Source organism: Kribbella sp. NPDC050241 (genome assembly GCF_044459685.1).
In the GTDB taxonomy this organism is placed as follows: Bacteria; Actinomycetota; Actinomycetes; order Propionibacteriales; family Kribbellaceae; genus Kribbella.
The window spans coordinates 136602-162608 of sequence record NZ_JBITJE010000001.1; the positions used below are offsets into that span (position 1 = coordinate 136602).

The following is a 26007-nucleotide window of genomic DNA, read 5'->3' on the forward strand; positions in this document are numbered from 1 at the left end:
GATGGAGGAGGTCCCGCCTGCGCAGGCAGGGTAGGGGCTCCACCCGCGGACCACGGCGGGTAGCTGAGCCTGTCTGCCTGCGTCACAGTGTTCCGGCTCGCCACCTGAGGTGGCCTACGGTTGCGGGTCAGCGCCGGACTTGGACCGGCTTCCCTGTGACGCAGGCGTTTGGTTCGGACCGAAGCCTACTCTGGCGCGGCGAGACTCATCGGGCCGTAGACCTCACGGCCGTCCTCCAGCAGGTAGACCTGCCCGACGCCACGCTCGGACAGGTCCCGCCAGGTCTCACCCAGCCAGCTCTCCGCGTCGCCCTGCGCGGAGAAGTCGGCCCCGCCGACCTCACCGGGATCGACCAGGGCGCCGCTCGCGGTCTCGAACCGCCAGCTCCAGCTCATGAGCCCGGCCGGGTCTGCGGCGAGTTCTGCACGGTCTTGGCCGGGTCGCGCTCGACGATGCCGCCCAGGACCTCGTCGATGCGCTTGAGCAGGCCGTCCTCGAGCTTGACGCCGGACGCCTTCACGTTCTCGACCACCTGCTCGGGCCGGGAGGCGCCGACGATGGCCGACGAGACGTTCGGGTTCTGCAGCACCCAGGCGACGGCCAGCTGGGACAGCGACAGGCCGGCCTCGTCGGCGAGCGGCTTCAGCTCCTGCACCCGGGTGAGCACGTCGTCGTTGAGGAAACGCCGGATCATGTTCGCGCCGCCCTTGTCGTCGGTGGCCCGGGAGCCCTCCGGCGGCTGCTGGCCCGGCACGTACTTGCCGGTCAGCACACCCTGCGCGATCGGGGAGAACACGACCTGGCCGATGCCCAGCTCCTCGGAAGCCGGCACCACCTCGGCCTCGATCACCCGCCAGAGCATGCTGTACTGCGGCTGGTTCGAGACGAACGGGATGCGCAGCTCACGGGCCCGCCGGTGGCCCTCCTGCAGCTGCTCGGCGGTCCACTCGGACACACCGATGTAGAGCGCCTTGCCGGAGCGGACGACGTCGGCGAAGGCCTCCATCGTCTCCTCCAGCGGCGTCTCGGTGTCGTACCGGTGCGCCTGGTAGAGGTCGACGTAGTCGGTCTTGAGCCGCTTCAGCGACCCGTTGATCGACTCGTGGATGTGCTTGCGGGACAGGCCGGTGTCGTTCGGTCCGCCCGGGCCGGTCGGCCAGTAGACCTTCGTGAAGATCTCCAGCGACTCGCGCCGCTGACCCTCCAGCGCCTCGCCGAGAACCGACTCGGCCTTGGTGTTGGCGTACACGTCGGCCGTGTCGAACGTGGTGATGCCGGCCTCCAGGGCCGCCCGCACACACGCCTTGGCCTGTTCGTTCTCCACCTGGGAGCCATGCGTGAGCCAGTTCCCGTACGAGATCTCGCTGACCTTCAAACCACTGTTGCCGAGATAGCGGAAGTCCATACCCCCGACCCTACTGGGCCCGGATCAGCTCGGCTTCTCGCCGCGCTTCACCATCGGCTTGGGCATCCGCCAGCGGCGCATCTGCATGGTCCGCCGGACCGCGTAGAACCCGATGCCCTTGGTCGGCTCCTTCGGGAACTTCGCCGTGACCGCCTTCCGCAGGCCGGCCGAGAGCAGGAACCAGTCCAGCGCGATCAGCACGATCATCACCAGGAAGAGCAGGTTGACGATGCCGGCCAGCCAGGGGAACTGCGCCGAGAACACCACGCCGACCAGAGACACCACCAGGAGCACCGGCAGCGCGAACTCCATCACCGAGTAGCGGGCGTCCACGTAGTCCCGGGCGAACCGCCGGACCGGCCCCTTGTCTGCGGCCGGCAGGTACCGGTCGTCGCCCGTACGCATCGCGTCCTGCATCTTGGCCCGCTCGGTCCGGACCTTCTCCCGCCGGTACGCCGACGCCTCCTTGCGGTTGCGCGGCTTGCGCAGCGCGGCCTTGCGGGCCGCCTCCGCCTCCTTGCGGGTCGGGGTGGGGCGTCCCTTCCCGCCCGGCTTGGCCTGGGGCTCGGCGGGTACGGTGGTATCTGTCTCAGACTTGGTACGACGGAACACGGGGTCTGAACCTCATTCGGCAGGGCAGGTCGCGACTCGGGGTGGTCCCCGGACCTGACACCCACTTTATCGGGGCCGGTCCTGATGGTGTGGTGACCCGTGGGGACATAGGGTGGACAAGGCACGCCGGGTCGTCACGCCGGCACAGAAGGGGTACGGATATCGATGAGCATCTTCAGGCGGATGTCGACGATCTTCAAGGCCAAGGCGAATTCCGCCCTGGACAAGGCCGAGGATCCTCGCGAAACCCTTGACTACTCGTATCAGAGGCAGCTGGAGCTGCTGCAGAAGGTGCGGCGAGGTGTGGCCGACGTGGCCACCAGCCGCAAGCGGGTGGAGCTGCAGGCCTCCCAGCTGCAGTCCCAGTCCAGCAAGCTCCAGGACCAGGCGCAGAAGGCGCTCTCGATGGGCCGCGAGGACCTGGCCCGGGAGGCCCTGACCCGCAAGTCCGGGCTGCAGGGCCAGATCGACGATCTGCAGACCCAGCACGCCCAGTTGCAGGGTGAGGAGGAGAAGCTGACGCTCGCCTCCCAGCGGCTGCAGGCCAAGGTCGAGTCGTTCCGGACCCGCAAGGAGACCATCAAGGCCACCTACACCGCGGCCGAGGCGCAGACCCGGATCAACGAGGCGTTCTCGGGCATCTCCGAGGAGATGAGCGACGTCGGTCTGGCAGTCCAGCGGGCTGAGGACAAGACCCAGCAGATGCAGGCCCGGGCCGGCGCGATCGACGAGCTGCTCGCCTCCGGCGCGCTCGACGACGCCAGCGGTACGGCGAAGGACAACATCACGCTGGAGCTGGAGCGGATGTCGTCCGGCTCCGACGTGGAGAGCGAGCTGGCCGCGATGAAGGCGCAGCTCTCCGGCGGCAGTGCGCCCAAGGAGCTGTCCGGTGAGACCCCTGGGCCGGCCCAGGCGCAGGCGCCTGCCCAGCAGCCGGCGCAGCAGCCGGCCGCCGAGCCGGCCCGGCCGCAGGACGGTGATGTTCGATGATCGTTCGCATCATGGGCGAAGGTCAGTGGCGACTGGCCGACGACAAGCTGGACCAGCTGAATGCGGTCGACACCGATCTGGAGAAGGCTGTCTCCGCCAGTGACGAGGCGGGCTTCAAGACTGCCTTCGCCGCGCTGCTGGAGTTCGTCCGGGCCGGCGACAAGCTGCCGGACGACGAGCTGCACGACTCCGACGCGATCCTGCCGCCGGGCGACAGCACGCTGGGCGAGATGCGCGAGCTGATCAGCGGTGACGGCCTGATCGCCGGCTGAACACACTGCCGGCGATCGCCGTCCCGACCCGGCGGCCGATCACGTGCTGTAGTCGACACGAGACCCCCTGAGCCTGGAAAACAGGCTCCGGGGGTCTTCGTCTGGGTGCTGGATTTCGCACGGGTAAACACTCGCTCCGGGTACTGTCCGACCAGGGCATTCCCGTAGTACTCTCTGGGTCAATGCCGTTGTGGGGGCGGCATTTCATCGAGGTCCGTGACGGGGAGTGGGTTGGTCGCGGGCATCGCTTTTCACCTGTGGGGGGTGACTGTGCGTGACTGAATTCGTCATGTCCGAGGGGTTGGCCGATTCGGCTGATCTACGGCCGGCGCCGTCGGGGGAGCGTCGTCGGCCGGTCTGGGTGGTACCGGACGAGATTCCGGCGATCGTGCCGCTGTCGGCCCGGTTCACCGAGGCGCGTTGGGTGGGCAGGTACCGCCGAGCCGCGCTGGGGGCCGACCTGGCCGCGGCCGTGACCGGCGGCTCGCTCGCGCTGGTGGCCCGCTTCGGGGCCCAGATCAACCTTGGCTACATCCTGGTGGGCGCGCTGCTGCCGATCGCCTGGCTGGCCTGTGTGGCGCTGCAGCGGGGCTATGAGACCCGGTACTTCGGCACCGGGCCGGAGGAGTTCCGCTCGATCATCCGGGCCGCGGTCGCACTGACCGCCCTGGTCGCCATCACGTCGTACGCGACCAAGAGCGAGGTCGCGCGTGGTTTCGTCATCCTGGCGGTGCCGATGACGTGCCTGGCGGCGATGTTCGGCCGATGGGTGCTGCACCGCAGCATCTCCTGGCGACGGTTCGCCGGGCGGTGCATGCGCCGGGTGCTCGTTGTCGGACGCAACGACCAGGTGACCACGCTGCGGCGGCACCTGGAGGAGCGGCCGGCCGACGGCTACATCGTGGTCGCGAGCTGCCTGCCGCGCGGCGACGTCTTCGAGGAACCGGAGCCCGAACGGCTGGGCCGGACCGAGATGAACATCCTGGCCGCGGTCGACCAGTACGACGTCGAGGTCGTGGCAGTGGCCGCGGATCCTGAGCTGGCGGGGTACACGCTGCGGAAGTTGTCGTGGGCGCTCGAACAGCGCGGTGTCGAACTGATCGTCTCGCCGGGCATCGTCGAGGTCGCCGGTCCGCGGATCTCGATCCGACCGGTCGCCGGACTCTCGCTGCTGCACCTGGAGCGGCCGTCGGTCAGCGGCGGGCCGCACCTGCTGAAGACCATCTTCGATCGGGTGCTGGGCTGTCTGCTGCTGCTGGCGGTCTCGCCGATCCTGATCGTGACCGCGGTCATGGTGAAGGCGACCAGCCGGGGGCCGGTGCTGTTCCGGCAGACCCGGGTCGGCCGCGGCGGTGAGCAGTTCTCGATGCTGAAGTTCCGCACGATGGTGGCCGACGCCGAGGAACGCAAGGCCGACCTGCAGAAGCTGAACGAGGGCAACGGGGTGCTGTTCAAGCTCCGCGACGATCCACGGGTGACCAGGGTCGGCAAGTACCTGCGCCGGTTCTCGATCGACGAGCTGCCGCAACTGGTGAACGTGCTCCGGGGGGACATGTCACTGGTCGGCCCACGGCCACCGCTGCCCGCCGAGGTCGCGAAGTACCAGATCGACGACGCGCGGCGGATGCTCGTGAAGCCCGGCCTGACCGGCCTGTGGCAGGTCAGCGGTCGCAGCGATCTGACCTGGGAGGAGTCCATGCGGCTCGACCTGCGGTACGCCGACAACTGGTCGATCGCGCTGGACCTGCTCATTTTGTGGAAGACCGCTCGCGCCGTCCTGGGAAGCGACGGCGCCTATTGAACCCGCCCGGCCATCTGCCGGCCGGGCGGAGTCAACCGCACCACTACGTCGGGGGACGTCAGAACACGCGGTGCATTCCCGAGGGGGGAATTCATGATGCAACACCTCAGTGCCGAGCCCGGTACTGATCAGGAAACGGCCGACGACGCTGTCGTCGTCCGGTCCGAGGCCGCGACCCTGGTGATCCAGGCCGCGTCCGGGGACCAGGGCTCCTGGAGCCGGTTGGTCGACCACTATGCGCGGCTCGTCTGGGCCGTTACCCGCAGCTTCCGGCTCAGCGACAGCGACGCCGCGGACGTATCCCAGATGGTCTGGCTGCGGTTGCTCGAGCACATCCACCGCGTCGACCCCGAACGGGTCGGCGCGTGGCTGGTCGTCACCACCCGCCGGGAATGCCTGCGGGTGCTGGCGTTCCGCAAGCGGGTCCTGCTCACCTACGAGTCGGCCGCGTTCGAGGGGGTGCCCGGCGACCTGCCGGAGCTGGACGCGGATCTACTCGCCGACGAGCGGGCGGTCGACGTACGGCGGGCTCTGGAGAGCCTGCCGGACCGGTGGCAGCAGCTGCTCGGCATGCTGATGGCCGACCCGCCCGCGCCGTACGCGGAGATCTCGGCGACGATCGGGATCCCGATCGGCAGCATCGGCCCGATCCGCGGCCGGTGCCTGGAGAAGCTCAGACTGCTGCTTGCCTCCTGAAGCAGGAGCCTGTATCCGGCGGCTGGTCCGGATCCGTCTGATCAGAGCATGATCCAGGCGGTCCGGACCGGCCGTTGTGTGCTGCCCGGCCACCTGAGCAGGAAGCTGACCAGCCGGGCCGCGGTCGGTCCGTCGTCGGCACCGCGGGACTCGACCATCACCGGTCCCGACGGGGAGACCCGCAGTTCGACGGTCAGGTCGGTCTGTCCGTGCACGTCGACGTCCAGGGTGATGCCGTACCCGGCGAACCGCAGCCGCCGTACGTCGCCGCTGTCCGGGGCGTCGACGAGGCTGTCGAAGACCACGTCGAGGACATCGAGATCCCGCTCGTGCCGTCCGAACGCGGCGTACCCGACCGAGCGGAGCAGTGCGATCTGCTCGCCGGCGGCACGCTCAGGAGGCCCGATCACCGTGCTCAGCGCTCCCCTTGCACCTTGATCACGCTGTCCTGGTCCTGCCCGTACGGCGCGCCCTGCCAGGCGGCCCAGTTCACCCGGCTGCCCTGCTCGTGCACGACGAAGTTCCACGGACCGGCGTAGGTGTTGTCGAAGAACCGGTTGCCCTGGTCGAACGTGATCGCGTCCTGCACCTTCGCCTTCTGGTACGGCGACCAGGTCGGGAACGTACCCCAGTTGGAGAACAGGCCGTTGAAGCCGCAGCCGCTACGGAACGCGCAGGTCTTCCCGATCTTGTCCGGGTCGAGGCTGAAGACGTTGTCGTGCACCTGCACGTTCTGCGTCTTCCACCGGCAGTCGCTCTTGTACGGCTCCTTGTCGATGGTGTTCTTGTTGCAGGTCTTGGCGGTGACCACCGACGGGTTGACCAGCGTGCCCGATCCGGTGCTGGTGTTGGCCGGCGACCCGGCGAACCGGTCGGCGTTCTCCCACAGGACGACGCCGGACCAGTTGTCGGTGAAGACGTTCCCACTGATCTCGAAGGTCTTGTTGTAGACGCCTGTCACCCGGGAGTCGCTGCCGGACTCGGAGATGTACACCGCCGGGGTCGGGAAGCCCTTGTTCTGCAGGCCTTTCTCGAGACCGTTGCGGGTGAAGGTGTTGCCCCGGATGCCGGCGTTGTAGCTGGTCTCGTAGACGAGGCCCTCGGCGAAATTGTTGGAGATGTAGTTGCCCTCGATCACGAACCCGGTGTTGTTGGTGTCGGCCCACAGCCCCGCGCTGAGGTTGTCGTGCACCCAGTTGCCGCGCACCACCGCGCCGGTGACCTCCCAGAACTTGCCGCCGCCGGTACAGCCGCAGCCCTTCTTGAGCTTCTCCCAGTCGTCGGTGTTGTTGCCGGCGATCTCGTTCTTCTCGATCGTGATGCCCTTGACCTTGCCCGGGTTGTAGGCGTTGAAGCCGTACTGGCCGTTCTTCTCCAAACAGTTGCCGCGGACAACGTTGTGGTCGCCGATCATCAGCCCGGCGCCGGCGTTGAGCCGGATCGTGTTGGCCTGGATCGTCCAGCGCGAGCCGGCGTCGTGGTTCACGACGCCCTCGTCGTTGTTGGTCCGGGGTGCGCCGAAGTTCTGGATGGTCAGGTTCTTCACCGTGACCCCGGCGGCGTACCCGGTGAAGGCGTACCGGTTGCTCTTCCCGCCGTCGAGGACCGCGCCGGGCGCGCCGACGTAGACGTTGCCGTCCTTCGGGATGACCTGGGCGTACGGCCCGGTCCCGACCCGGTGCGTGCCCGGCGACAGCCAGAACGTCGTACCGGCCGGATGCGAGGTGGTGAGATCGTTGAGGTTCTGGCCCGTGCCGACCACGACCGCACCGGACGGAGCCTTGGCCGGACCGGCCAGGGCCTTCTCGTTCCCGCAGACCCGCGCCGGCGGCGCTGTCGGTGCGGTGACGTTGGTTTCCGTGGCCGCGGGTGAAGCGGACGGAGTGGACTGAGCCTTCGATCCCTCGCCGTCGAGCACGGTGATCCCGACCACGACCAGCGCGGCGACCACGACCGACACCGCGGCGATGAGGAACGGCGGGCGGCGGTACCACGCGTGTCCCGTAGACGGGTCGCGTTGTTCCATGGCGTTTCCTTCGGGGGGCATCTGGGCCTCGGACTCAGGCGGTGGCGGTTACCGGGTGCTCGATCGCGTACCGGTAGATGTCGAGCAACTGATCGATGCTCTGGTGTGGCTGGTGCTTCTTCTCGTACGTCGTCCGGGCCTGCCGGCCGAGATCGTCGTACCGGTCGGGGGATGTGTCGACGTCGAGCAGCAATTTGGCGAGCGCGTCCGGACGTCCCGGCTCGAACAGTGCGCCGTCGACGCCGTCGGTGATCAGGTCCGGGAACGACCCGTGGCCGGACGCCAGCAGTGGTACTCCGACTGCCATCGCCTCGACGACCACCAGGCCGAACGTCTCCTCCCACTCCGACGGCAGGACCACCGCCCGGGACGAGCGGATCAGCTCGAACACCTCCGGCTTGGTCATCATCCCGCGCAGCTCGACGGACGGCCGGGTGGCCGCCCAGGCGGTGACCTCGTCCAGCATCGGACCGCCGCCGGCGATCACGAGCCGGAGCGCGTCGTCGCCGGCGATCGCGCGGTACGCGTCCCAGCCCTTCATCAGCAGGGGAGCGCCCTTGGCCGCGTCCAGGCGTCCGACGTACGTGACCTGGCGCTCCTTCGGTCCGCCGACGGGGCCGTCGTACGGGACCACGTTGTGTTTGACGAACGTCCGGTCCGGATCGAAGTCCATCGCGGCCATCAGCTGTCGCTGGGATTCGGAGATGAAGATGTACGCCGATACCAGGCGGCGCCAGCTGCGCCGGTGGCTCCGGGCGTTCAGCACCGTGGTCGAGGTCGCCAGCGCGGATCCCCGGTAGCATCGGTGGATCACCGCGGGTGCCGGGTTACCACCGGCGCAGTCGTGGCAGACCTCGCCGTTGCGGAAGAAGTCGCCGCTGGCGCACAGCAGCTTGTAGTTGTGCAGAGTGATCACGACCGGGACGCCCGCCTTGCGGCACGCGTACAGCACGGACGGGCTCAGCAGCGGGAACGTGTTGTGGATGTGAACGACGTCAGGCCGGTCCTCGGCGAGAGCAGCGGCGAGGTCCCGCCGGCTCGCCGGGTTCCAGACCACGCGGGCGGGCAGCGTCGCCTTCTGCCATGCGGGCCAGTCCTCGATGGCGTCACTGTGCCGCTCGAAGTGCCGGACCTCGTGGCCGAGGGCGGTCAGCGCCTCGCTCTCCTGGTCGACCACCCGGTTCTCCCCGCTCGGCGCGGTCGACCGGTACCGGTTGTGTACCAGCAGGATCTTCATCGCACTCCTTCACGGGTGGATGTGGAGTACACGAGTGACGCCGCCAGCGTCAGCTCGAGCAGGTACGGCGACGCTTCGCTGAGGCCGCTCTCGGTGAACGACGCGACCACGCAGTACGCGACCAGGAACAACGCGAGCGCGCGATGCGGGCCCTGCGGGCGGAACCAGGCGGCGGTCAGGACGAACAGCACCAGCATGATCGTGATCGCGACCCCGACCAGCCCGACGTCGTAGTACGTGCCGAGCCAGTTGCTGTCGATCGGCAGGCCGTTGAAGGACTTGTTGGACAGGCCGAAGCCGAACAGGGTCTCGAAGGCCGACCGCGGCTGGGCCAGGATCGAGTCCCAGACTTCCCGGCGGCCGGTCAGCGCGGTCACCTCTTCGGCGTCCTGGCCACGAGCCAGCCAGGTCGCTACCACCGAGCCGAGGGTGAGCGCCCCGACGGAGAAGACGGCGAAGCCGATCGCGAACGACTTGCGGACCCGCGACCGTGCGGTGAACAGGCTCAGCCCGGCGATCAGTACGCCGGCCAGCATCGCGACCAATGCGGTACGGGTATGCGTCAGCAGCAGCACAGGAATAGCGACCAGCACGCTGGTGAGCGCGACTCCGCGCCGGAGCAGCCCGGACAGCCACAGCACGATCGTGAGGCCGGCCGCCACCGCGGCGTAGTGCCCGACCTGCGTCGGTGGAATCGGCCAGAGGGCGCCGCCGAGCCGGTCTTCGGTGAGCGCCAACCCGGGCGCGACCAGCAGACCGAGGACGACCGATCCGAGGATGGTCCACAGGACCAGGAGGTGCGTCCGGACGAGCAGCAGGTCCCGGCGGGTCCACCACGGGGTCAGCAGCCACAGCACCATCGCGAAGGTGAACAGGCGGCCGGCGCGGAACAGCGCACCGAACAGGAACTCGGCCCGGACGCTGGCGAGCAGGCCCTCGGCCGCCAGCATCAGCAGCAGGAAGATGAACACACTCGGCCGGATCCGGACCGGCCGGTTCACCGACAGCGCCATCATCAGTGCGCCGACCAGGGCTCCCTGGGCGATGAGCTTGCCGACGGATCCCGGGATCGGCAGCAGGTGCGGCGCGCCCGGGAAGAACGTCATCACGTTCAGCACGAGGAGTGCCCAGGTGAGCTGGACCCGCCGGCGCCGCCGGACCTCGGGCGCGACCACCCGCCTGGTCGGGCGGTGGCCGAGCCGCGTGGCCAGCTGCGTGCTCCACCGGGTGGTGATCGTGGTCATCGGCCGAACATCTCGACGTCCACCGTCCTCGGCGTACCGGCCTCGGCTTCGGCGACGCCGACACCCTCGTCGGTCTGATCCGGACGGAGGACGACAGCGGTGTCCAGCTCGATTCCGGCCAGCCGCAGCATCTCGCCGGTGGCTTGGATCTTGGTGGTGGTCGACTGGCCCGCGGTCACCACGACGGCGGCGTGCGACGCCCAGGTGCCCAGGTGATCGGCGCCGATCTCCGGCCTCAGGGTGGTCAGGGTGAGAACGATGTCCGAGACCTCCCAGGCCGAGTCGAGTGCGACGTCACCGGAGCTCGACGGCCGGTTGGAGTCGCTCAGGTGCAGATAGCAGCCTTGCGCCGGTCCGCGGTCCGGGTCGGGGCGATGGACGTCGATCCGAAGGCCCGGTTCGCTGAACCGTGACTCGTGGGTGCCGGGAGTCTTGACGCCGAGCATCCCCGCGAGCCTGCCGGTCTCGGTGAGGTCGGCCACCAGCACGTGCTTGCCCTCCTCGGCCAGCGCCACCGCCAGCGACGCCACCACCAGGGCACAGGTATTCACGTCGTCGACACTGACCACGGTCATGCCTGGCGTGGGACGCTCGCCCCAGAAGATGCGCTGGTCGAGGTGCTGCACCATCAGCCGGACCTCCGGCTGCCGTCGCTGCGAGTCGCTCAGGTACCGGGGATAGGGCAGCAGTTGCCAGCGCGGCGGCCGTTCGCTGCTCAGCCGGACCCGGGTACCCAGCGCACGGGCGATGTCCTGCCGCTTCCACAGCCGGTCAGAGATCAACGCACGAACGATGACGAAGCCGAGACCGATGAACAGCCCGGCGAGCAGCCCGGTGGCCGCGTTGATCGCGATCGTCCGCTTGGCCGAGACCGGCACCGGCGCGGCCGCGTCGAGCATCCGGCTGCTGTTCATCCGCGAAGCCTGGACCTGCTGGTCGAGCAGTTGCTGTCCGACGTACTGCGCCCGGTCGCGAGCGGCACCGAGCCGGGTCGCCTCCGGGCTGGTCGGGCGCTTCAGCTCGTCCGGATCGTCGCCGGCGGCGCGGACCGCCTGCTCGGCCACGGTCACGTCGCTCTCGGCCGCGGTCTTGTCGCGACGCAGCGGCGCGTCCTGCAGCGCGATCTGCTCCTTGCGGTAGACCAGAAACACCTGTGCGACGACGGTCGCCAGCTTGTTCGCCTGGTCAGGAGTCTTCGCTGAGGCCGTGATCTCGAGCACCCGGTCGGTCTTGGCGCCCACGGTGTACTCCTTGAGCAGGTCGTCCTGGGTCTCGGGCAGCTTGAGCAGGTCGATGACCCGCTGTGCCACCGTGTGTGTGGTCGCCAGGCTGACATCCGTGGCCATCGCCTTGGCCGGGTCCTCACCATCGCGATGGGTGAGCAGCAAGCGGGTCGACGAAGCGTTCGTCGTCGGCACTACGACGGTCGACGCCAGGCCACCGGCCAGCCCGACGATGGCGACGATCAGCCAGATCCGCAGGTGCCGGCGGACTGCGTCGCGGAGAAACCGAAAGGTGACCAGCGCGTCCGGCGGGTACGCGGTCGACGGTCCGTCGTCGGCGAACAGGCCGTCGTCGTCGGTCCAGGCCGGCTGGCTCACCACGGGCTCGGTGTACGGCTGGTTACTCATTTGCCTCTCCTCGCGGTACCGGTGAGGAGGGTCGGCAGCCGGGAACTCGACCGGCGCATCGACTGCGAGACGCGGCCGATGGTGCGGTCCGTCGGGTCGGGATCGGTGACGACCAGGCCGTCGATGTTCCGGCCGTCGGCCGCGGCCGCGACAGCCAGCCGGGCCAGTTCCTCGGCCGTCACGGTGCCGGCCGACAGGGCGACGATCGTGTTGGTGGTGCGCTCGGCGCCGACCAGGTGCGGCGCGTCCCGATCGACGACGACCAGGTGGATGCTCAACGCCGTGGTGCCGGCCGGCTCCCGGTGCGAGTCGACCACGATCGAGGTGGTGATGCCGATCGACGTGGCGAGCGCGGCCAGTTGCGGGCCGAGCGGCAGCGCCTTGTCGTCACCCGCGAACGAGATGACGGTCAGCGAGACAGGCCCGCCGCCCTTCACGTCCAGGCCGAGGTGGTGCAGCGTCTTGCGCAGACTCCAGGCCTCGACGGCCGTCGGTGAATAGTGCTCGAGCAGATAGGCCCAGTCGGACACATCGGTGGCCTGGTACGACGAAACCGACGCCAGCACCGGAAGTCCGACCGCGTCCGCGATCTCGTCCCGCAGCCGCAGCCGCCGGTCGCCGCGGACCTTCGCCAGTACGCCGATCGAGCCGGCCACGGCGCCGATCAGTGCGCCGAGCAACCCGAAGATTCCCAAGTGAATCGCGAGATTCCCGCCGCGTGCGGTAGTCGCCTGCTCCAAGACCCGTGCCCCCGTTTTCTTCCCCAGGTCGCCGGGCAGCTTCTGGTCCGTGGTGACGAAGACCAGGTAGACCTCGGCGACAGCATTCGCCAGTCGCATCGACTGACCGGCCGTCGTTCCCTTGGCGTCGATCTGGATGACGTCGTCGGTGACGGCGGTGACCTTGACCCTGCCCTTGACCACTTCGGAGGACAGCGCGGGCGACAGGTTCTGCCCCGCGCTCCTCAGCACCGGCTCGCTCTCCGCGATGAAGACCTGCGTCTCGATGCTCTGCGTGCCGGTCGCCTTCTCCGGATCGGCTGCCAGTGGTGGCGGCAGCACCACGAGCGAAGTGGCGGTGTGCAGTGGCGGCACCAAGAACCCGGCGACAATACCGCCGAGCAGGCCGACCGCTGCCACGGCAGCCACGATCAGGCGGTACCTACGAATGGCCCGCCAGGACTTCTTGACGTCGAGCTGCTGTGCGCTCACAGTCCCCTCCAGTCGAACGCCACAATGTGTCCTGTAATAGAGGGCGGTGACCGAGGGCTGATACAGCCGATCTCCGGTCAAGACCGGAATCGAAAGGTGCTGACCGCCGGGTCCTCCGCCGTGAGGTTCCCGGTACCGACGAGCGTCGTGATCGGGACCTTGTGCCCGAATCGCGGTGAGTACCAGCCCAGCAACGGATCGTCGTCACCACGGTGCGCGGACCAGCTCAGGCCGGCCGGCAACTCGACGACCGCCGAGCCGTTCGGCCACTCCAGCCGTCCGGTCGCTCCGTCCAGGTCGACGGTCACTTCCGGCCCGAGATGCCACGCGATCCGTACGCCGGCTGCCGTGTCGAGCCGGTCCTCGACCCGCAGTACTCCGTGATCCAGTACGGCGGTCCGCCGGTGTATCACCGGATTGTCGCCGGATTGGTAGCCGTCGTGTTCGGCGTCCCACGTCGCCACATCACCATCAGCGGCGTACCGGCGTACCCGGCCTGTTGCCCCGCGCAACCAGAGGAACGGGCCGCCTTGGACGGACTGCTCGGTGCCGGATATCTCGACGGTGTTGTGGGCGATGGTCGAGCGGAAGTAGTTCCGCCAGGCTTCTTCACCGTGGTAGCAGTACGTGCCTGGATCCGCCAGGACGTCGACGCCGCCGACCCGGACTTCGAGCGAGAGTGCGTCGCAGTGCGCGTGCGCGGCGATGGACAGGAAGCCGTGCGGGCCTGCGTCGGCGCGGCACCAGATCTCCGGCCCTGCGTCGCGGCTGCGCAGGATCGTGAGGCCCGCATCCTCGAAATGCTCTGGTCGTTCGGCTGGACGATCGGATTGTCGACCATCTACCAGTGAACCGACGAGGGCCGCGGTCGCCGTGACCGGGACCTCCGGCCACCACGGCGCGCGGCCGACGACGGCGGCGCCGAGAGACAGGTACGCCGACCAATTGCTGACATTCGGCGGATCCAGGACCAGCACCATGCCCTCGTCGTCGTCGCCCTGACGTGGCGGCCGCAGCGTGTTGTCGACAATCGCCGCGGCCACGTCGATCGTGCGCGTCAGCAGGGCCCAGGTCTTCTCGGTCAGCGGATGACCGGCCTTGTCCGCCTCAAGAGCGGCGTACAGGCCGAGCTCGGAGACGAAGCGGTGGTAGTCGGTCGCGAGTTCGCGGTTCACGCCGGACGGGAAGGTGTTGGCGTCCAGTTCGCTCTCGAGGAGCGCGGCCGCATCGTCGCGCCAGCGCGAGCTCTGGCTGAACCACGGGAACGCGCAAGCACCCACGAGCTGCCCGGCGGCCTCGGCGATCACATGATTGTTCGCCGACGAACCACGGCTGCGGAACGCGGCCAGATAGCGCTGGTGCCAGTAGATCTGCCGGAGCGCGAGTTCGTTGTGGTCGAACAGGTCGGTGACCTCTGGCCAGTCGTTCAGCAGTCGCCGGATCCAGGTCCAGCTGATCAGCCGGATGCCGATCTCGATCCCGCTCGCCCAGTGCACACCGGACAGGAACGGGTTGGACCGCCACCAGTCGTTCAGGTGCTCGGCGACACGCTCGGCGTACGCGTCGTCGAGGGTCAGGTACCAGGCCGCGGCCAGCTGGGTGAGGTGGTGGTGCCGGGACAATTCCCAGACCTGCTTGACGTTCCCGACCAGTTCCTCGTTGCGGTGGTTCAGCCGGAAGGTGTACTGCGCCGGGTCGGACCGCCGGCCGGTGGTCGGGTCGCGGAACCAGTCCGGCGAGCGCAGGTCCGTCCGGTCGGCGCCGAGCACCTCGAGCTTTCCGGCCATGATCGCGTCCGCGGTCGCGATGATCGCCTTGCGCGCTTCCTCCGGTACGGCGTCCGCCGCATGCGACGGCAGCGTCCTACCGAAGGTCAGCTCCTTGCGTACAGGCGGATGCACCTGCACGTCCTGCCCGGGCTTGACCTGCTGATAGGCCCAGGTGGTACGACGTACGTGGTCGCGCGTTCGCCAGGCCAGCTCGGTGGGGGACATCCGGCGCAGGCGGCGGACGTACCAGCCCAAGGGCTGGCGGCTCACACCATCTCCGGACGGCCGCTGGCCAGGCTCCGGTCGACGGCGATGGTCGCGCGCGTGGTGGCGATCAGTGAGTCGAACGAGATCGGCATCGGGCCGCCGGACTTGACCGCGGCGACGAAGCGTTCGAGTTCGGCACGCTGGCCCTTGTCGGTGCCGCGGGCCTTCCGGGTCGACGGCTTCCGGCCGGCCCAGACCGAGGCGCTCTGGAAGTTGTCCAGCCGGCCGTTGCGGCCGCCGCCGGTGATGTCCAGCGTCTCCTTCGGGAACCGTGCGTTGCCGCCGCCGACGTACGTGATCTGGCCGGCCGAACCGTTCGCGAACCGCAGGGTGACGATGACGTCGCCGGCGTCCGGTCCGGGTACGGCGTACACCTCGGTTGGCGGGCTGTTCAGCCACCAGGCCAGGGTGTCGATGAAGTGACCGCCCTCGCCGCCGAACCGGCTGCCCTCCTTGTCCTGGTCGAGGTACCAGCTGGACGGGTCCAGCCGGCCGGCGTTGACCAGGTAGCGCAGCGAGTAGTTGCCGCCCGGGTCGCCGAACCGGTCGCGCAGGTCGGTGAGCAGGGGAGCGAACCGGCGGTTGAACCCGACCATCAGCCGGTCGTTGCCGGTCGCATCGACCGTGGCGACGATCCGGTCCACGTCCTCGGTGGTCAGCGCCAGCGGCTTCTCCACGAAGACCGCCTTCCCGGTCTCCAGCGCCCGGCACGCCAACTCCGCATGACTACTGTGCCGAGTCACCACGAACACCGCGTCCAGGCTCTCGTCGGACAGTACGGCGTTCGCCTCGGTCGAGATGTTCTCGAATCCGAACCTGCGCTGGGCGTTGGCGGCGGACAGCGACTTGTTGGTCGCGACGCGAGCCAGGACCGCATCCTCGTTCTTCTGCAGGTGCGGCAGAAGCATGCTCGATGCGTAGTTGCCCGCCCCGATGAACCCCAGCCGTGCTCCGCCGGCGGAAGCCGGCCTCCCGGCCGGCTCCCGCCGGCGGGTAGTAGTCGCAGCACCCGTGGACCCGGGCGCGGTTCCCGCAATTCCCGCGCCGGCTCCGGTGTTCTGCGCCGCGCCGGGTCCGGTGTTCTGCGCTGCGCTGGCTCCGGTGTTCTGCGCCGCGGCGGCTCCGGCGTTGTGCGCCGCTCTATTGCCTTCCGCCGTTTCCGCGGCATCCTTCGGGTATTCGAAGAGGAAGCCGACTCCGGGGAGGGCTCCTGTGCTGAGTTGCTGGTAGACATCTGTCGCGTCGGCGATCGGGAAGGTGCCGGCAATCAGGGAACCGATGTCCATCTGTTCGCGGGCTATCAGGTCTACGAAGCAGGCGAGGTTGCGGCGTTCGGTCCAGCGGACGTAGCCGGCGGGGTAGTCGATGCCTTGGAGTTCGTAGCGGTCGTCGTACCGGCCGGGGCCGTAGGAGCGGGAGAACCGGACGTCGAGTTCCTTGTCGTAGTACGCGTTCCACGGCAGGTCCAGCCTGGTCTTGCCGATGTCGACGACCCGAGCGCGGTCTCGCGCCAGCCGGGCCGCGGTCTCCACCGGACCGTTCGAGTGACCACCGGCGGCCAGCAGGATGTGGTCGGCACCCAGTCCGCTGGAAGCCTCGAGGATCGACCGTTCCAGCGACGCGATCCCCGCCTCGTCCGCGGAAGAGCATTGCAGCGCGCCGGCCTTCTCCGCCATCCGGCACCGGTCGTCGACGGTGTCGATCCCGAACACCCGTACTCCGGCCGCAACCAGCAGCCGCACAACGAGCTGACCGACCAGCCCGAGACCGATCACCACCGCGGTGTCGCCGAGCTGCACCTCCGACTGCCGTACGCCGTGCATCGCGATCGCACCGACCGTCGAGAACGCGGCCTGCTCCGGCGGTACGCCGTCCGGCACCGGCACGCACAGGTTGACCGGGATCCAGTTGTACTCCGCGTGCAGCGCGAACTCGTTGCCCGCGGCAGCGACCAGTTGCCCGACGCTGAACTCCTCGGCGCCGGCGCCGACCTCGACCACCACACCACACAGCGAGTAGCCCAGCGGCGTGTACGAGTCGAGCTTGTTCATCACCTTCTTGTAGGTGTTGACCGCGCCCTGCTGGGCGACCGAGTCCAGCACCTTGCGGACCTGGTCCGGCCGCGCCCGCGCCTTGCCGAGCATGGACAGCTTGGCCTCGCCGACCTTCATCAGCTCGGTGCCGGTGGAGATCAGCGAGTACAACGAGCGGACCAGCACGCCGCCCGGCGCACAGGTGGGCGGAGGCACGTCCAGGACCGCGAGCTCGCCGGACTTGTAGTTCTGTGCAACCTGTTTCATGCCAGTCCTTCAGAGAGTGTGGAGCCTTCAGAGTGAGGTGATAGTCACGCCCAGGGAGCGCATGTGGCGGGTCCAGGTCTCCAGCGTCAGCAGCTGCCAGATCTGCTTCGAGTAGTCCTCGCGACCGGCGCGCTCGTCGTCGACCAGCCGCTGTACGGCGGCCTGCTGGAGGAAGCCGCTGCCGACGAGTTCGCCGCGGAGCAAGGTGTCGTCGACCAGTTCCCGCAGGTCGTTGCGGACCCAGGCCCGCAGCGGCGCACTGAACGACGCCTTCGGCCGGTAGATGATCTCCTTCGGCAGCCAGGCCTCGGCCGCCTTCTTCAGCGCGAGCTTGCCCTGCCGGCGGTGGATCTTCTCGCTGCCCGGGATCGAGAACGCCGCCGCGGCGACGATCGGGTCGACGAACGGCGTCCGGACCTCGGTCGATGCGGCCATGCTGGACCGGTCGGTGTAGGCCAGGTTGAGGCCGGGGAGGAACATCCGCGAGTCCGCCAGGCACATCCGGTTCACGTGATCGTCGAGCGTCGTGTCGTGATAGATGTCGCTGTGCTCCGACAGCAGCTTCCCGACGTACGGCTCCAGGTCCGGGCTCAGCAGTCCGGTCAGCTGGTCACCGTCGTACATCGTGTAGCTGCGCCGGAACGCCGTCTCCTCCGGCAGGTCCGCGAATGTCAGGAACCGCTTCGCCCAGCGGGCGTATCGCAGTCCGCGACCGTTCACGGTGACCGGCATCCGCCGTACTGCCGGGCCGATCAGACCGTTCCGCAGTACGCCGGGGAGCCGCTGGTACTGCGCTCCCATCACACAGGCGAGGTGTTTGCGGTAGCCACCGAACAGTTCGTCGGCGCCCATCCCGGACAGCAGCACCTTGACACCGGCGGCGCGCGCGGCGTCGCACATCAGCAGGGTGTTGATCGCGGCCGGGTCACCGATCGGCTCGTCGAGCGTGTCGACAATCCGCGGAAGCAGGTCGACCACGTCCGGAGCGATCTCGATCTCGTGAAGGTCGATGCCGAACTGCTGCGCCACCTTGCGCGCGTAGATCGCGTCGTCGGGCATCGCCTCGAGCCGCTGGTCCTGCGCGCGGAACGTGATCGTGTACGAGTCGACACCCGGATCGAGCCGCTTCGCCAGCACGGTGACGAGGCTCGAGTCGAGGCCGCCACTCAGGAACGTCGACACCGGCACGTCGGCAACCATGTGCGCGGCGACCGACTCCTCGATCACCGTCCGCAGATCAGCCCGCGGCCCGGCGGCTGCCTGGGTCGCGATGTCGGTCACGCGCCAGTACGTCTCGTGCCGGCTGCTGCCGTCCGGCCGGAACTCGGCCCACGAACCCGGCGGCAACTTCTCCACGCCGTCGATCGCGCAGCACTGCTCGGGCAGCCAGTAATAGAGCATCGACGCGATCAACGCGCCGGGCTCGGTGCGGAGCTCCGATCCGACCGCGGCGACCAGCGCCTTCAGCTCGGATGCGAAGACCACGCCGCCCTCGCGGCGCAGGAAGTACAGCGGCTTGATGCCGAGCGGGTCGCGGGCCAGGTACATGCTGCCGCTGTCCTCGTCCAGCATCGCGAACGCGAACATGCCGCGGAACCGCGACAGTGCGGCCGGACCCCAGCGCCGCCACGCCTCGAGCACCACTTCGGTGTCCGAGCTGGTCCGGAACGCGACGCCCGACCTGGACAGCTCGGCGCGCAGTTCCTTGTAGTTGTAGAGCTCGCCGTTGTAGCAGATCGTCAGGCCGCGCTTGGTGAACGGCTGGTCCGCGCCCGACGACAGGTCGATGATCGACAATCGACGATGGGCGAGGTGCGCCCGCACGTCACCGTCCTCGAACCGGTAGACATGGTCGGCGTCCGGACCGCGGTGCGCGATCCGGTCGCTCATCGTCTCGGCCAGCGCGAAGCCGTCGTGCTGCTGGTAGCAGCCGGCGATGCCGCACACCTCAGGACCCCGTGGCCCGGGCCACGTCGCCGACCTCGCTGACGTGACCGGTCAGGCCGTCGTACACCTCGAGGTAGGCCTTCTGCTGGTGCTTCCAGGCGAGCACCTGCTCGACCCGTTCGCGGCCCAGCCGGCCCATCCGGCGGCGCCGGACCTCGTCGTCGAGCAGGTCGACGATCGCCTGCCCGTACTTCGCGACGTCGTTGGGCTCGACGTACACCGCGGCGTCCTCGGCGGAGACCTTGGTCTCGATCAGGTCGAAGGCGACGACCGGGAGCTCGAAGGCCATGTACTCCATCGTCTTGTTCATCGTGGACACGTCGTTGAGCGGATTCTTCGGGTCCGGCGACAGGCCGGCGTCCGCGGTCGACATGACCGCGCGTACCGTCTCGTCCGGCACCCGGCCGGTGAACTCGACGTGCTCGGCGAGGCCGAGCTCGTCCCGCAGTGCGACCACGTCGTCGAAGGAGTCACCGCCACCCATCAGCGTGAACGCGATGTCGGTCCGGCCGAGATTGTTGACAATGTGATCCGCCGCGCGGACCACGATGTCGACCCCGTCCTGCGGTCCCATCACGCCGATGTAGGTGACCAGGTAGCGGTGACCACGGCGCAGCGACTCGTCCACCCCGCCGCGGCGCAACTTGTCCGGGTCGGGCCCGGTGCGGACCACTGTCACGTCGTGGTTCGCCTTGCCGCTGCGCGTGATCGCGATCCGGCGGTAGGAATCGTTGGTCGAGGTCACGTGGTCGGCCTTGCGGTGCGTCATCCGCTCCAGGAACCGCAGTCCCTTGTACGGCAGGCTCGTCGTACCGCCGAAGCGGGACTGGAACAGCTCCGGGCACAGGTCGTGGTGGTCGAAGACGAACTTGGTCCGGTCCAGCCGGCGCAGCAGCATCGCGATCGGCCAGAAGATGTCCGGCGGGTTGCACGCCTGCAGTACGTCGAACGTGCCGGCCTTGCGCGCCCGCAGCACCAGCCGCAGCGTCGCCAGGAACGAGTACGCGTACTCCGCGACGAACCCGATCTTGCTGCCGCCGGGGGAGTAGGCCTTGTACTGGTGCACGGTCACCCCGTCGATGACCTGGTACGACGGGTCGCCCGGGCCCTTCGGGCAAACGACGGTCACCTCGTACCCGGACGCCACCAGGGCCTGGCACTCCAGCCAGACCCGGCGGTCGAACGGCACCCACAGGTTCTGGATGATGATCAGTACGCGCGGACCGCTCACCAGCCGACTCCTTCGTATCCGGGCAGCGCCTCGACGGCGTTGCCGAGCCGGCCGCTGAGGTCGATGGTCCGGGAAGGCGGAGTGCTCAGCAGGGCGTCGATCGCGGCGGTGTCGGTCGCCGACACGATCGCCAGGTCCGCGCCGGCGAGCGCCGCGGTCGGGTCGTCGGTCAGCACCCGTTGCAGGTGCGGCAGCTTCGACGTCACGTGCCGTAGGTTCGCGCCGACCAGGCGGCTCGGGTTCACGATCGCGTCGTAGATACGCAGGTTGTAGCCCTTACCGATCAGCCGTTCGGCCAGCTCGACGCTCGGGCTCTCGCGCAGATCGTCGGTCGCGTGCTTGAAACTGAGGCCGAGCAGTGCGATCTCGCGTCCCGGGCCGGCCACGACCCGATCGACGACGTCACGGACAGTCAGCTCGTTGGTCGCCAGCGTTCCGGCGAGCAGCGGCAGGTCTGTGTCGTTGACCCGGGCCAGGTGCAGGACCGAGCGCAGGTCCTTCGGCAGGCACGAGCCGCCGAACGCGAACCCAGGCCGCAGGTAGTACGGCGAGATGTTGAGGCTGGTGTCCTGGACGAAGATCCGCATGACCTCGCGCGAGTCCACGCCGTAGTACCGAAAGATCCGGCCCATTTCGTTGGCGAACGACACCTTGGTCGCGTGGAACGCGTTGCAGGCGTACTTGAGCGCCTCAGCGGTCCGGACGTCGACAACCTGAACGTCGACGCCGAGGAACCCGAACAGGTCGGTCAGGGCGGTGCCGACCTTCGCGTTGCGTGTCCCGACGACGACGAAGGGTGGATCGTAGAAGTCGGCCAGCCCGGATCCTTCCCGCAGGAACTCCGGGCACATCGCCGTACCGAAGGTGAAACCCTCGGCGACCGGTACGTCGGCCAGCACCTGCGCGACGACCTCGTCCACGGTTCCCGGCGGGACCGTGCTCCGGACCACGATGCTGTGGAACCCGGATTCCGGCGGTTCGGCGACATGCGCCGCCTCGGCGATGTCGCGGACCGCCCGCCGGATGTAGGTCAGGTCGGTACTGCCCGCCGCGGTCGACGGCGTCCCAACACAGATCAGCGAGACGTCGGCGCGTTCCAGCACGAGTCGCGGATCGGTGGTCGCATGCAGTCTTCCCGCGGTGACTCCGTCCGCCACCAGTTCGTCCAGGCCCGGTTCGACCACCGGGCTGTGTCCCCCGGTGATCGGACCGACCTTCGCAGTATCGACATCGACGCCCCAGACGTCGTGGCCGTTGGCAGCCAGGCACGCAGCCGTCACTGACCCCACATAGCCCAAGCCGAATACGGCAACCTTCATAACGCCCCCCACAGGCTCATGACGCGGGCATCCCCCACGTACGGCAGCAGCGCAGAGAAGAGCAGCCGCGGCCGCCCCCTGATACACACCGCCGGAAGAAATTGCGTGTATCAGGCGGCCCGGTCGCCGATCTGTATTGGGCGACAGACCAGTGCTGGGGTGAGGGAGCGACGGATGAGGGTTCTGGTCACCGGGGACCGGGGATATATCGGCGCTGTGATGGTGCCGTTCCTGCGCGATGCCGGGCATCAGGTGGACGGGCTGGACACCGGGTTGTACGAGGGGTGCGACCTGCTGGGAGGACCGGATCCGATCGGGAACCGGAGACCGCGCGACATGCGGGACGTCACCGCGGCCGAGCTCGAGGGGTACGACGCCGTGGTGTGTCTGGCCGCGTTGTCGAACGATCCGCTCGGTCATCTGAACCGCGACGCGACGTACTCGGTGAACCTGGACGGGACGCTCAAGGTGGCCCAGGCGGCCAAGGACGCCGGCATCGAGCGGTTCCTGTTCGCCTCCTCCTGCAGCCTGTACGGCGCGGCCGGCTCCGAGGCGGTCGGTGAGGACGCGGACATGTACCCGGTCACGCCGTACGGCGAGACCAAGGCGCTGGCCGAGAAGGAACTGTCGAAGCTTGCCGATGACACCTTCAGCCCGACCTACCTACGCAACGCGACCGCGTACGGCGTGTCCACCCGGCTACGGCTCGACATCGTGGTGAACAACCTGACCGCGATCGCGATGACGACCGGGCAGGTGCGGCTGGAGAGCGACGGGACGCCGTGGCGGCCGCTGGTGCACATCGAGGACATCAGCCGGGCGTTCCTGACGGTGCTCGAGTCGCCACGCGAGGTGATCCACGACCAGGCGTTCAACGTCGGCCGGTCCGAGGACGTGGTCCAGGTCCGCGACATCGCCGAGATGGTCCGCGAGGCGGTGCCCGGCTCGACCCTGTCGATCGCCGACGGCGCCGGACCGGACCTGCGCAACTACAAGGTCGACTTCAGCAAGCTCAAGGACACCTTCCCGAACCTGAAGCTGGCGTGGACGGTGCGCAGGGGCGCGGACGAACTGGCCGCCGCGTACGAGCGGCACGGCCTGACGCTCGAGGACTTCAACTCCGCGCAGTTCGTCCGGCTGCGCCGGATCCAGCAGCTGCTCGGTGCCGGCCTGGTCGACGACCAGCTGCGCCGCCAGACCGACGAGCAGTTCCCCGGTCCCGGGGACGCACTATTCAAGGAGAAGCACTGATGGGGGAATCAGTCGCCTGCCGCCTCTGTGGCGAGACACTGACGCGGACGTTCGTCGACCTGGGCATGTCCCCGCCGTGCGAGAGCTTCCTGCGCGCCGACCAGATCGACAGCGGTGAGACCTTCTACCCGCTGAACGTCCGGATCTGCGACAACTGCCTGCTGGTCCAGCTCCCGGCGTACGTCGCGGCCGACGACGTGTTCAGCGACTACCTGTACTTCTCGTCGTACTCGACCAGCTGGGTGGAGCACGCCCGCCGGTTCGTCGTGGACATGCAGGAGCGGCTCGACCTCGGCGCGGAGAGCCTGATCGTCGAGGCGGCCAGCAACGACGGCTACCTGCTGCAGCACGCGACGGCGCTCGGCATCCCGGTGCTCGGCATCGAGCCGGCCGCGAACATCGCCGCGATCGCAGGAGAGAAGGGCATCCGGACCGAGAGCTACTTCCTCGGCGAGGAGACCGGCAAGGACGCGGCGGCCCGGCACGGACAGGCAGACCTTGTCGTCGGCAACAACGTGTTCGCGCACGTGCCGGACATCGTCGACTTCGCCAAGGGCCTGCGCGCGCTGGTGAAGGACGACGGCCTGGTGTCGCTGGAGTTCCCGCACCTGCTCCGGCTGATCGAGCGTCGCCAGTACGACACGATCTACCACGAGCACTACTCGTACCTGAGCCTGAAGACCGCCGCGCTGGCGCTGGAGAAGGCCGGCCTGAAGGTCGTCGACGTGCAGGAACTGGCCAGCCACGGCGGTTCGCTGCGGGTCATGTCGACGCCGATCGAGACCGCGGGCGAACCGACCGAGCTGGTCGGGAAGGTCCTGCAGGACGAGGCGGACGCCGGCCTGCACACGGTCGAGGGCCACCTGGGCTTCGCGACCGAGGTCTTCACGATCAAGTCCGACCTGCTGGAGTTCCTGATCCAGGCCCAGCGCGACGGCAAGTCGGTCGCCGGCTACGGCGCACCCGGCAAGGGCAACACGCTGCTGAACCACTGCGGCATCCGCGAGGACCTGCTGCCGTACACGGTCGACCGCAGCCCGCACAAACACGGCATGTACCTGCCGGGCACACACATCCCGATCTTCGCCCCGGAGCGCCTCGCCGAGACGCGCCCCGACTACATCGTGATCCTGCCGTGGAACCTGCGGGAGGAGATCGTCCACCAGCTCGGCTACGCACGGGAGTGGGGCGCGAAGTTCGTCGTACCCATCCCGCGTCTCGAAGTGATCTGACAAGCACTCAGTGGGGGGAAGGAACAGCGCGATGAAGGTCGTGATCTTCTGTGGGGGGTTCGGGCTGCGGATGCGCAGTGGAGTGGACTCCGCGCCGAAACCGATGATGACGATCGGCGACCGGCCGGTCCTGTGGCACGTGATGCGCTACTACGCACACTTCGGCCACACCGAGTTCATCCTGTGCCTGGGCTTCGGGGGGTCCGCGGTCAAGGAGTACTTCCTGCGGTACGAGGAGACGGTCTCCAACGACTTCGTGATGTCGAAGGGCGGGCAACGGATCCAGCTGCTCGACTCCGACATCAGCGAGTGGAAGATCACCTTCGTCGACACCGGGATCGACACCAGCATCGGTGAGCGGTTGCGCCGGGTCCGGCCGTACCTCGAGGACGACGACGCGTTCCTGGCCAACTACGGCGACGTGCTGACCGACGCTCCGATGGACAAGATCGTCGACCACGTGATGACCAGTGACATCACCGCCAGCCTGCTCGCGGTGCCGCCGCAGGCGTCCTTCCACGTGGTCGAGTTCGGCACCGACGCCCGGGTCACCGGGCTGCGGTCGGCGGCCGACCTGAACGCGTGGATCAACGGCGGTTACTTCGTCATCAAGAAGGAGATCTTCGACGTCCTGCACGAGGACGAGGATCTGGTCGGCGACGCGTTCCCGCGGCTGGCCGCGATGCGCAGGCTCGAGGCCATCCCGCACCACGGGTTCTGGGCGCCGATGGACACCCTCAAGGAGCGCAGTCAGCTCGAGGAGCTGTACCGGTCCGGCAAGAAGCCGTGGGCACTGTGGAGCCACGAGGCCCGCGCGCAGCGTGGTCAGGTGATGGACAAGGGCTTCGACGCTCCGGCCGGATCCGTCGGCGACGACCCTGTAGTGGTGGCGATCTGATGCTGCCGTTCCAGCTCGGCCTGATCGACGGACCGGTTCATCTGGTTGCCCTCGGCGCCCACCCGGACGACATCGAGATCGGCTGCGGCGGCACGCTGCTGAAGCTGGCCGAGTCGGTGCCGGAGCTGACCGCCGAGTTCGTCATCGCGACCGGGTCCGCACTCCGGCTGGAGGAGGCCCGCCGCGCGGCGGAGCTGTTCCTGCCCGAGTGCGAGGTGACCGTCACCTCGGCCGAGCTGCCGGACGGCCGGCTGCCGTCGTACTGGAACGAGACCAAGGAGTTGCTCGAGGCAACGGCTCGGGCCGCGCAGACCGGTTCGTCCCGGCGCCCGGACCTGGTGCTGGCGCCGAGCCGCACCGACGCGCACCAGGACCACCGCCTGATCGCCGAGCTGGCGCCGACGGTCTGGCGGGACCAACTGGTGCTGCACTACGAGATCCCCAAGTGGGACGGCGACATCAGCCGGCCGTGGCTGTACGTCGAACTGACCGAGGAGCAGCTGCGCGACAAGATCGCCCTGCTGCGCAAGGCCTACCCGTCCCAGGTCCCGCACGACTGGTTCGACGAAGAAGTCTTCGCCGGACTGGCCCGGCTGCGCGGGATGGAGTGCCGCGCGCGGTACGCCGAAGCGTTCACCACGGCCAAGGCGACGTTGACATGGTGACCG

Annotated in this window: 22 protein-coding genes and 1 riboswitch; of the genes, 8 read left to right on the forward strand and 14 right to left on the reverse strand. The window is 68.5% G+C overall.

The features are described 5' to 3' along the window. Positions 1-87 precede the first annotated feature (87 nt). A riboswitch (cobalamin riboswitch) is annotated at positions 88-153 on the reverse strand. Between the two features lie 32 nt (positions 154-185). From ACIBG5_RS00630 to ACIBG5_RS00640, 3 genes are read right to left on the reverse strand one after another with little or no spacing between them, the layout of a single operon-like run. Beyond that, positions 186-395: a hypothetical protein gene (locus ACIBG5_RS00630; protein ID WP_360456095.1), complete on the reverse strand. Its 210-nt coding sequence runs from the start codon at positions 393-395 to the stop codon at positions 186-188. Further along, complete coding sequence (locus ACIBG5_RS00635) at positions 392-1405, reverse strand: aldo/keto reductase family protein (RefSeq protein WP_396389309.1); 1014 nt, start codon at positions 1403-1405, stop codon at positions 392-394. The genes ACIBG5_RS00630 and ACIBG5_RS00635 overlap by 4 nt, the downstream gene beginning before the upstream one ends. 24 nt (positions 1406-1429) lie before the next feature. Next, positions 1430-2017 carry a DUF3043 domain-containing protein gene (locus tag ACIBG5_RS00640; protein ID WP_396389310.1) on the reverse strand — a complete coding sequence of 196 codons (588 nt, stop codon included), beginning with the start codon at positions 2015-2017 and terminating at the stop codon, positions 1430-1432. 165 nt (positions 2018-2182) lie between these two features. Between ACIBG5_RS00640 and ACIBG5_RS00645 the strand changes: the two genes are divergently transcribed. The 4 genes from ACIBG5_RS00645 (at position 2183) to ACIBG5_RS00660 (ending at position 5776) form a co-directional block, all read left to right on the forward strand. Beyond that, the gene (locus tag ACIBG5_RS00645; protein WP_396389311.1) at positions 2183-3007 is read left to right on the forward strand and encodes a PspA/IM30 family protein; all 825 of its coding nucleotides are present in this window, start codon (positions 2183-2185) and stop codon (positions 3005-3007) included. After that, on the forward strand, positions 3004-3279 hold the full coding sequence (locus tag ACIBG5_RS00650) for a hypothetical protein (protein WP_396389312.1): 276 nt from the start codon (positions 3004-3006) through the stop codon (positions 3277-3279). Before ACIBG5_RS00645 ends, ACIBG5_RS00650 begins: the two co-directional genes overlap by 4 nt. Before the next feature lie 274 nt (positions 3280-3553). Further along, positions 3554-5080 (forward strand): sugar transferase, encoded by a 1527-nt coding sequence (locus ACIBG5_RS00655; RefSeq protein WP_396389313.1) that lies wholly within the window; start codon positions 3554-3556, stop codon positions 5078-5080. Between the two features lie 93 nt (positions 5081-5173). Then, positions 5174-5776 (forward strand): RNA polymerase sigma factor, encoded by a 603-nt coding sequence (locus ACIBG5_RS00660; protein WP_396389315.1) that lies wholly within the window; start codon positions 5174-5176, stop codon positions 5774-5776. A 41-nt stretch (positions 5777-5817) separates the two neighbouring features. Here the strand turns inward: ACIBG5_RS00660 and ACIBG5_RS00665 are convergent, their stop codons facing one another. From ACIBG5_RS00665 to ACIBG5_RS00715, 11 genes are all read right to left on the reverse strand, one after another. Further along, positions 5818-6186: a hypothetical protein gene (locus ACIBG5_RS00665; protein WP_131350811.1), complete on the reverse strand. Its 369-nt coding sequence runs from the start codon at positions 6184-6186 to the stop codon at positions 5818-5820. Between the two features lie 5 nt (positions 6187-6191). Further along, on the reverse strand, positions 6192-7802 hold the full coding sequence (locus tag ACIBG5_RS00670) for a right-handed parallel beta-helix repeat-containing protein (RefSeq protein WP_396389316.1): 1611 nt from the start codon (positions 7800-7802) through the stop codon (positions 6192-6194). A gap of 34 nt (positions 7803-7836) precedes the next feature. Further along, positions 7837-9039: a glycosyltransferase gene (locus ACIBG5_RS00675; protein ID WP_396389317.1), complete on the reverse strand. Its 1203-nt coding sequence runs from the start codon at positions 9037-9039 to the stop codon at positions 7837-7839. Continuing rightward, the gene (locus ACIBG5_RS00680) at positions 9036-10283 is read right to left on the reverse strand and encodes an O-antigen ligase family protein (RefSeq protein ID WP_396389318.1); all 1248 of its coding nucleotides are present in this window, start codon (positions 10281-10283) and stop codon (positions 9036-9038) included. The genes ACIBG5_RS00675 and ACIBG5_RS00680 overlap by 4 nt, the downstream gene beginning before the upstream one ends. Further along, entirely contained in the window at positions 10280-11914 is a 1635-nt protein-coding gene (locus tag ACIBG5_RS00685; RefSeq protein WP_396389319.1) for a YveK family protein, read from the reverse strand. Before ACIBG5_RS00685 ends, ACIBG5_RS00680 begins: the two co-directional genes overlap by 4 nt. Next, positions 11911-13125, reverse strand: a complete 1215-nt coding sequence (locus tag ACIBG5_RS00690) for a hypothetical protein (protein ID WP_396389320.1) — start codon at positions 13123-13125, stop codon at positions 11911-11913. The genes ACIBG5_RS00685 and ACIBG5_RS00690 overlap by 4 nt, the downstream gene beginning before the upstream one ends. 77 nt (positions 13126-13202) lie before the next feature. Continuing rightward, a complete protein-coding gene (locus tag ACIBG5_RS00695; RefSeq protein ID WP_396389321.1) occupies positions 13203-15164 on the reverse strand; it encodes an alginate lyase family protein in 1962 nt (653 codons plus the stop codon). Next, a complete protein-coding gene (locus ACIBG5_RS00700) occupies positions 15161-17461 on the reverse strand; it encodes a bi-domain-containing oxidoreductase (protein WP_396389322.1) in 2301 nt (766 codons plus the stop codon). The genes ACIBG5_RS00695 and ACIBG5_RS00700 overlap by 4 nt, the downstream gene beginning before the upstream one ends. A 27-nt stretch (positions 17462-17488) precedes the next feature. Next, on the reverse strand, positions 17489-19408 hold the full coding sequence (gene asnB, locus ACIBG5_RS00705; RefSeq protein ID WP_396389323.1) for an asparagine synthase (glutamine-hydrolyzing): 1920 nt from the start codon (positions 19406-19408) through the stop codon (positions 17489-17491). 1 nt (position 19409) lies between these two features. After that, positions 19410-20639 (reverse strand): glycosyltransferase family 4 protein, encoded by a 1230-nt coding sequence (locus tag ACIBG5_RS00710; RefSeq protein WP_360456052.1) that lies wholly within the window; start codon positions 20637-20639, stop codon positions 19410-19412. Next, on the reverse strand, positions 20636-21958 hold the full coding sequence (locus ACIBG5_RS00715; RefSeq protein ID WP_396389324.1) for a nucleotide sugar dehydrogenase: 1323 nt from the start codon (positions 21956-21958) through the stop codon (positions 20636-20638). Before ACIBG5_RS00715 ends, ACIBG5_RS00710 begins: the two co-directional genes overlap by 4 nt. 174 nt (positions 21959-22132) lie before the next feature. On the opposite strand from ACIBG5_RS00715, the gene ACIBG5_RS00720 reads away from it, so the two are divergent. The 4 genes from ACIBG5_RS00720 to ACIBG5_RS00735 are packed head-to-tail and all read left to right on the forward strand — an operon-like array spanning position 22133 to position 26004. Continuing rightward, positions 22133-23209, forward strand: coding sequence for an NAD-dependent epimerase/dehydratase family protein (locus ACIBG5_RS00720; RefSeq protein WP_396389325.1), 1077 nt, complete (start codon positions 22133-22135; stop codon positions 23207-23209). Then, positions 23209-24441, forward strand: a complete 1233-nt coding sequence (locus tag ACIBG5_RS00725) for a class I SAM-dependent methyltransferase (protein WP_396389326.1) — start codon at positions 23209-23211, stop codon at positions 24439-24441. The genes ACIBG5_RS00720 and ACIBG5_RS00725 overlap by 1 nt, the downstream gene beginning before the upstream one ends. Before the next feature lie 31 nt (positions 24442-24472). Further along, a complete protein-coding gene (locus ACIBG5_RS00730; protein WP_360456039.1) occupies positions 24473-25339 on the forward strand; it encodes a glucose-1-phosphate cytidylyltransferase in 867 nt (288 codons plus the stop codon). Further along, positions 25339-26004, forward strand: a complete 666-nt coding sequence (locus ACIBG5_RS00735; protein WP_360456036.1) for a PIG-L family deacetylase — start codon at positions 25339-25341, stop codon at positions 26002-26004. The genes ACIBG5_RS00730 and ACIBG5_RS00735 overlap by 1 nt, the downstream gene beginning before the upstream one ends. Positions 26005-26007: the final 3 nt, after the last annotated feature.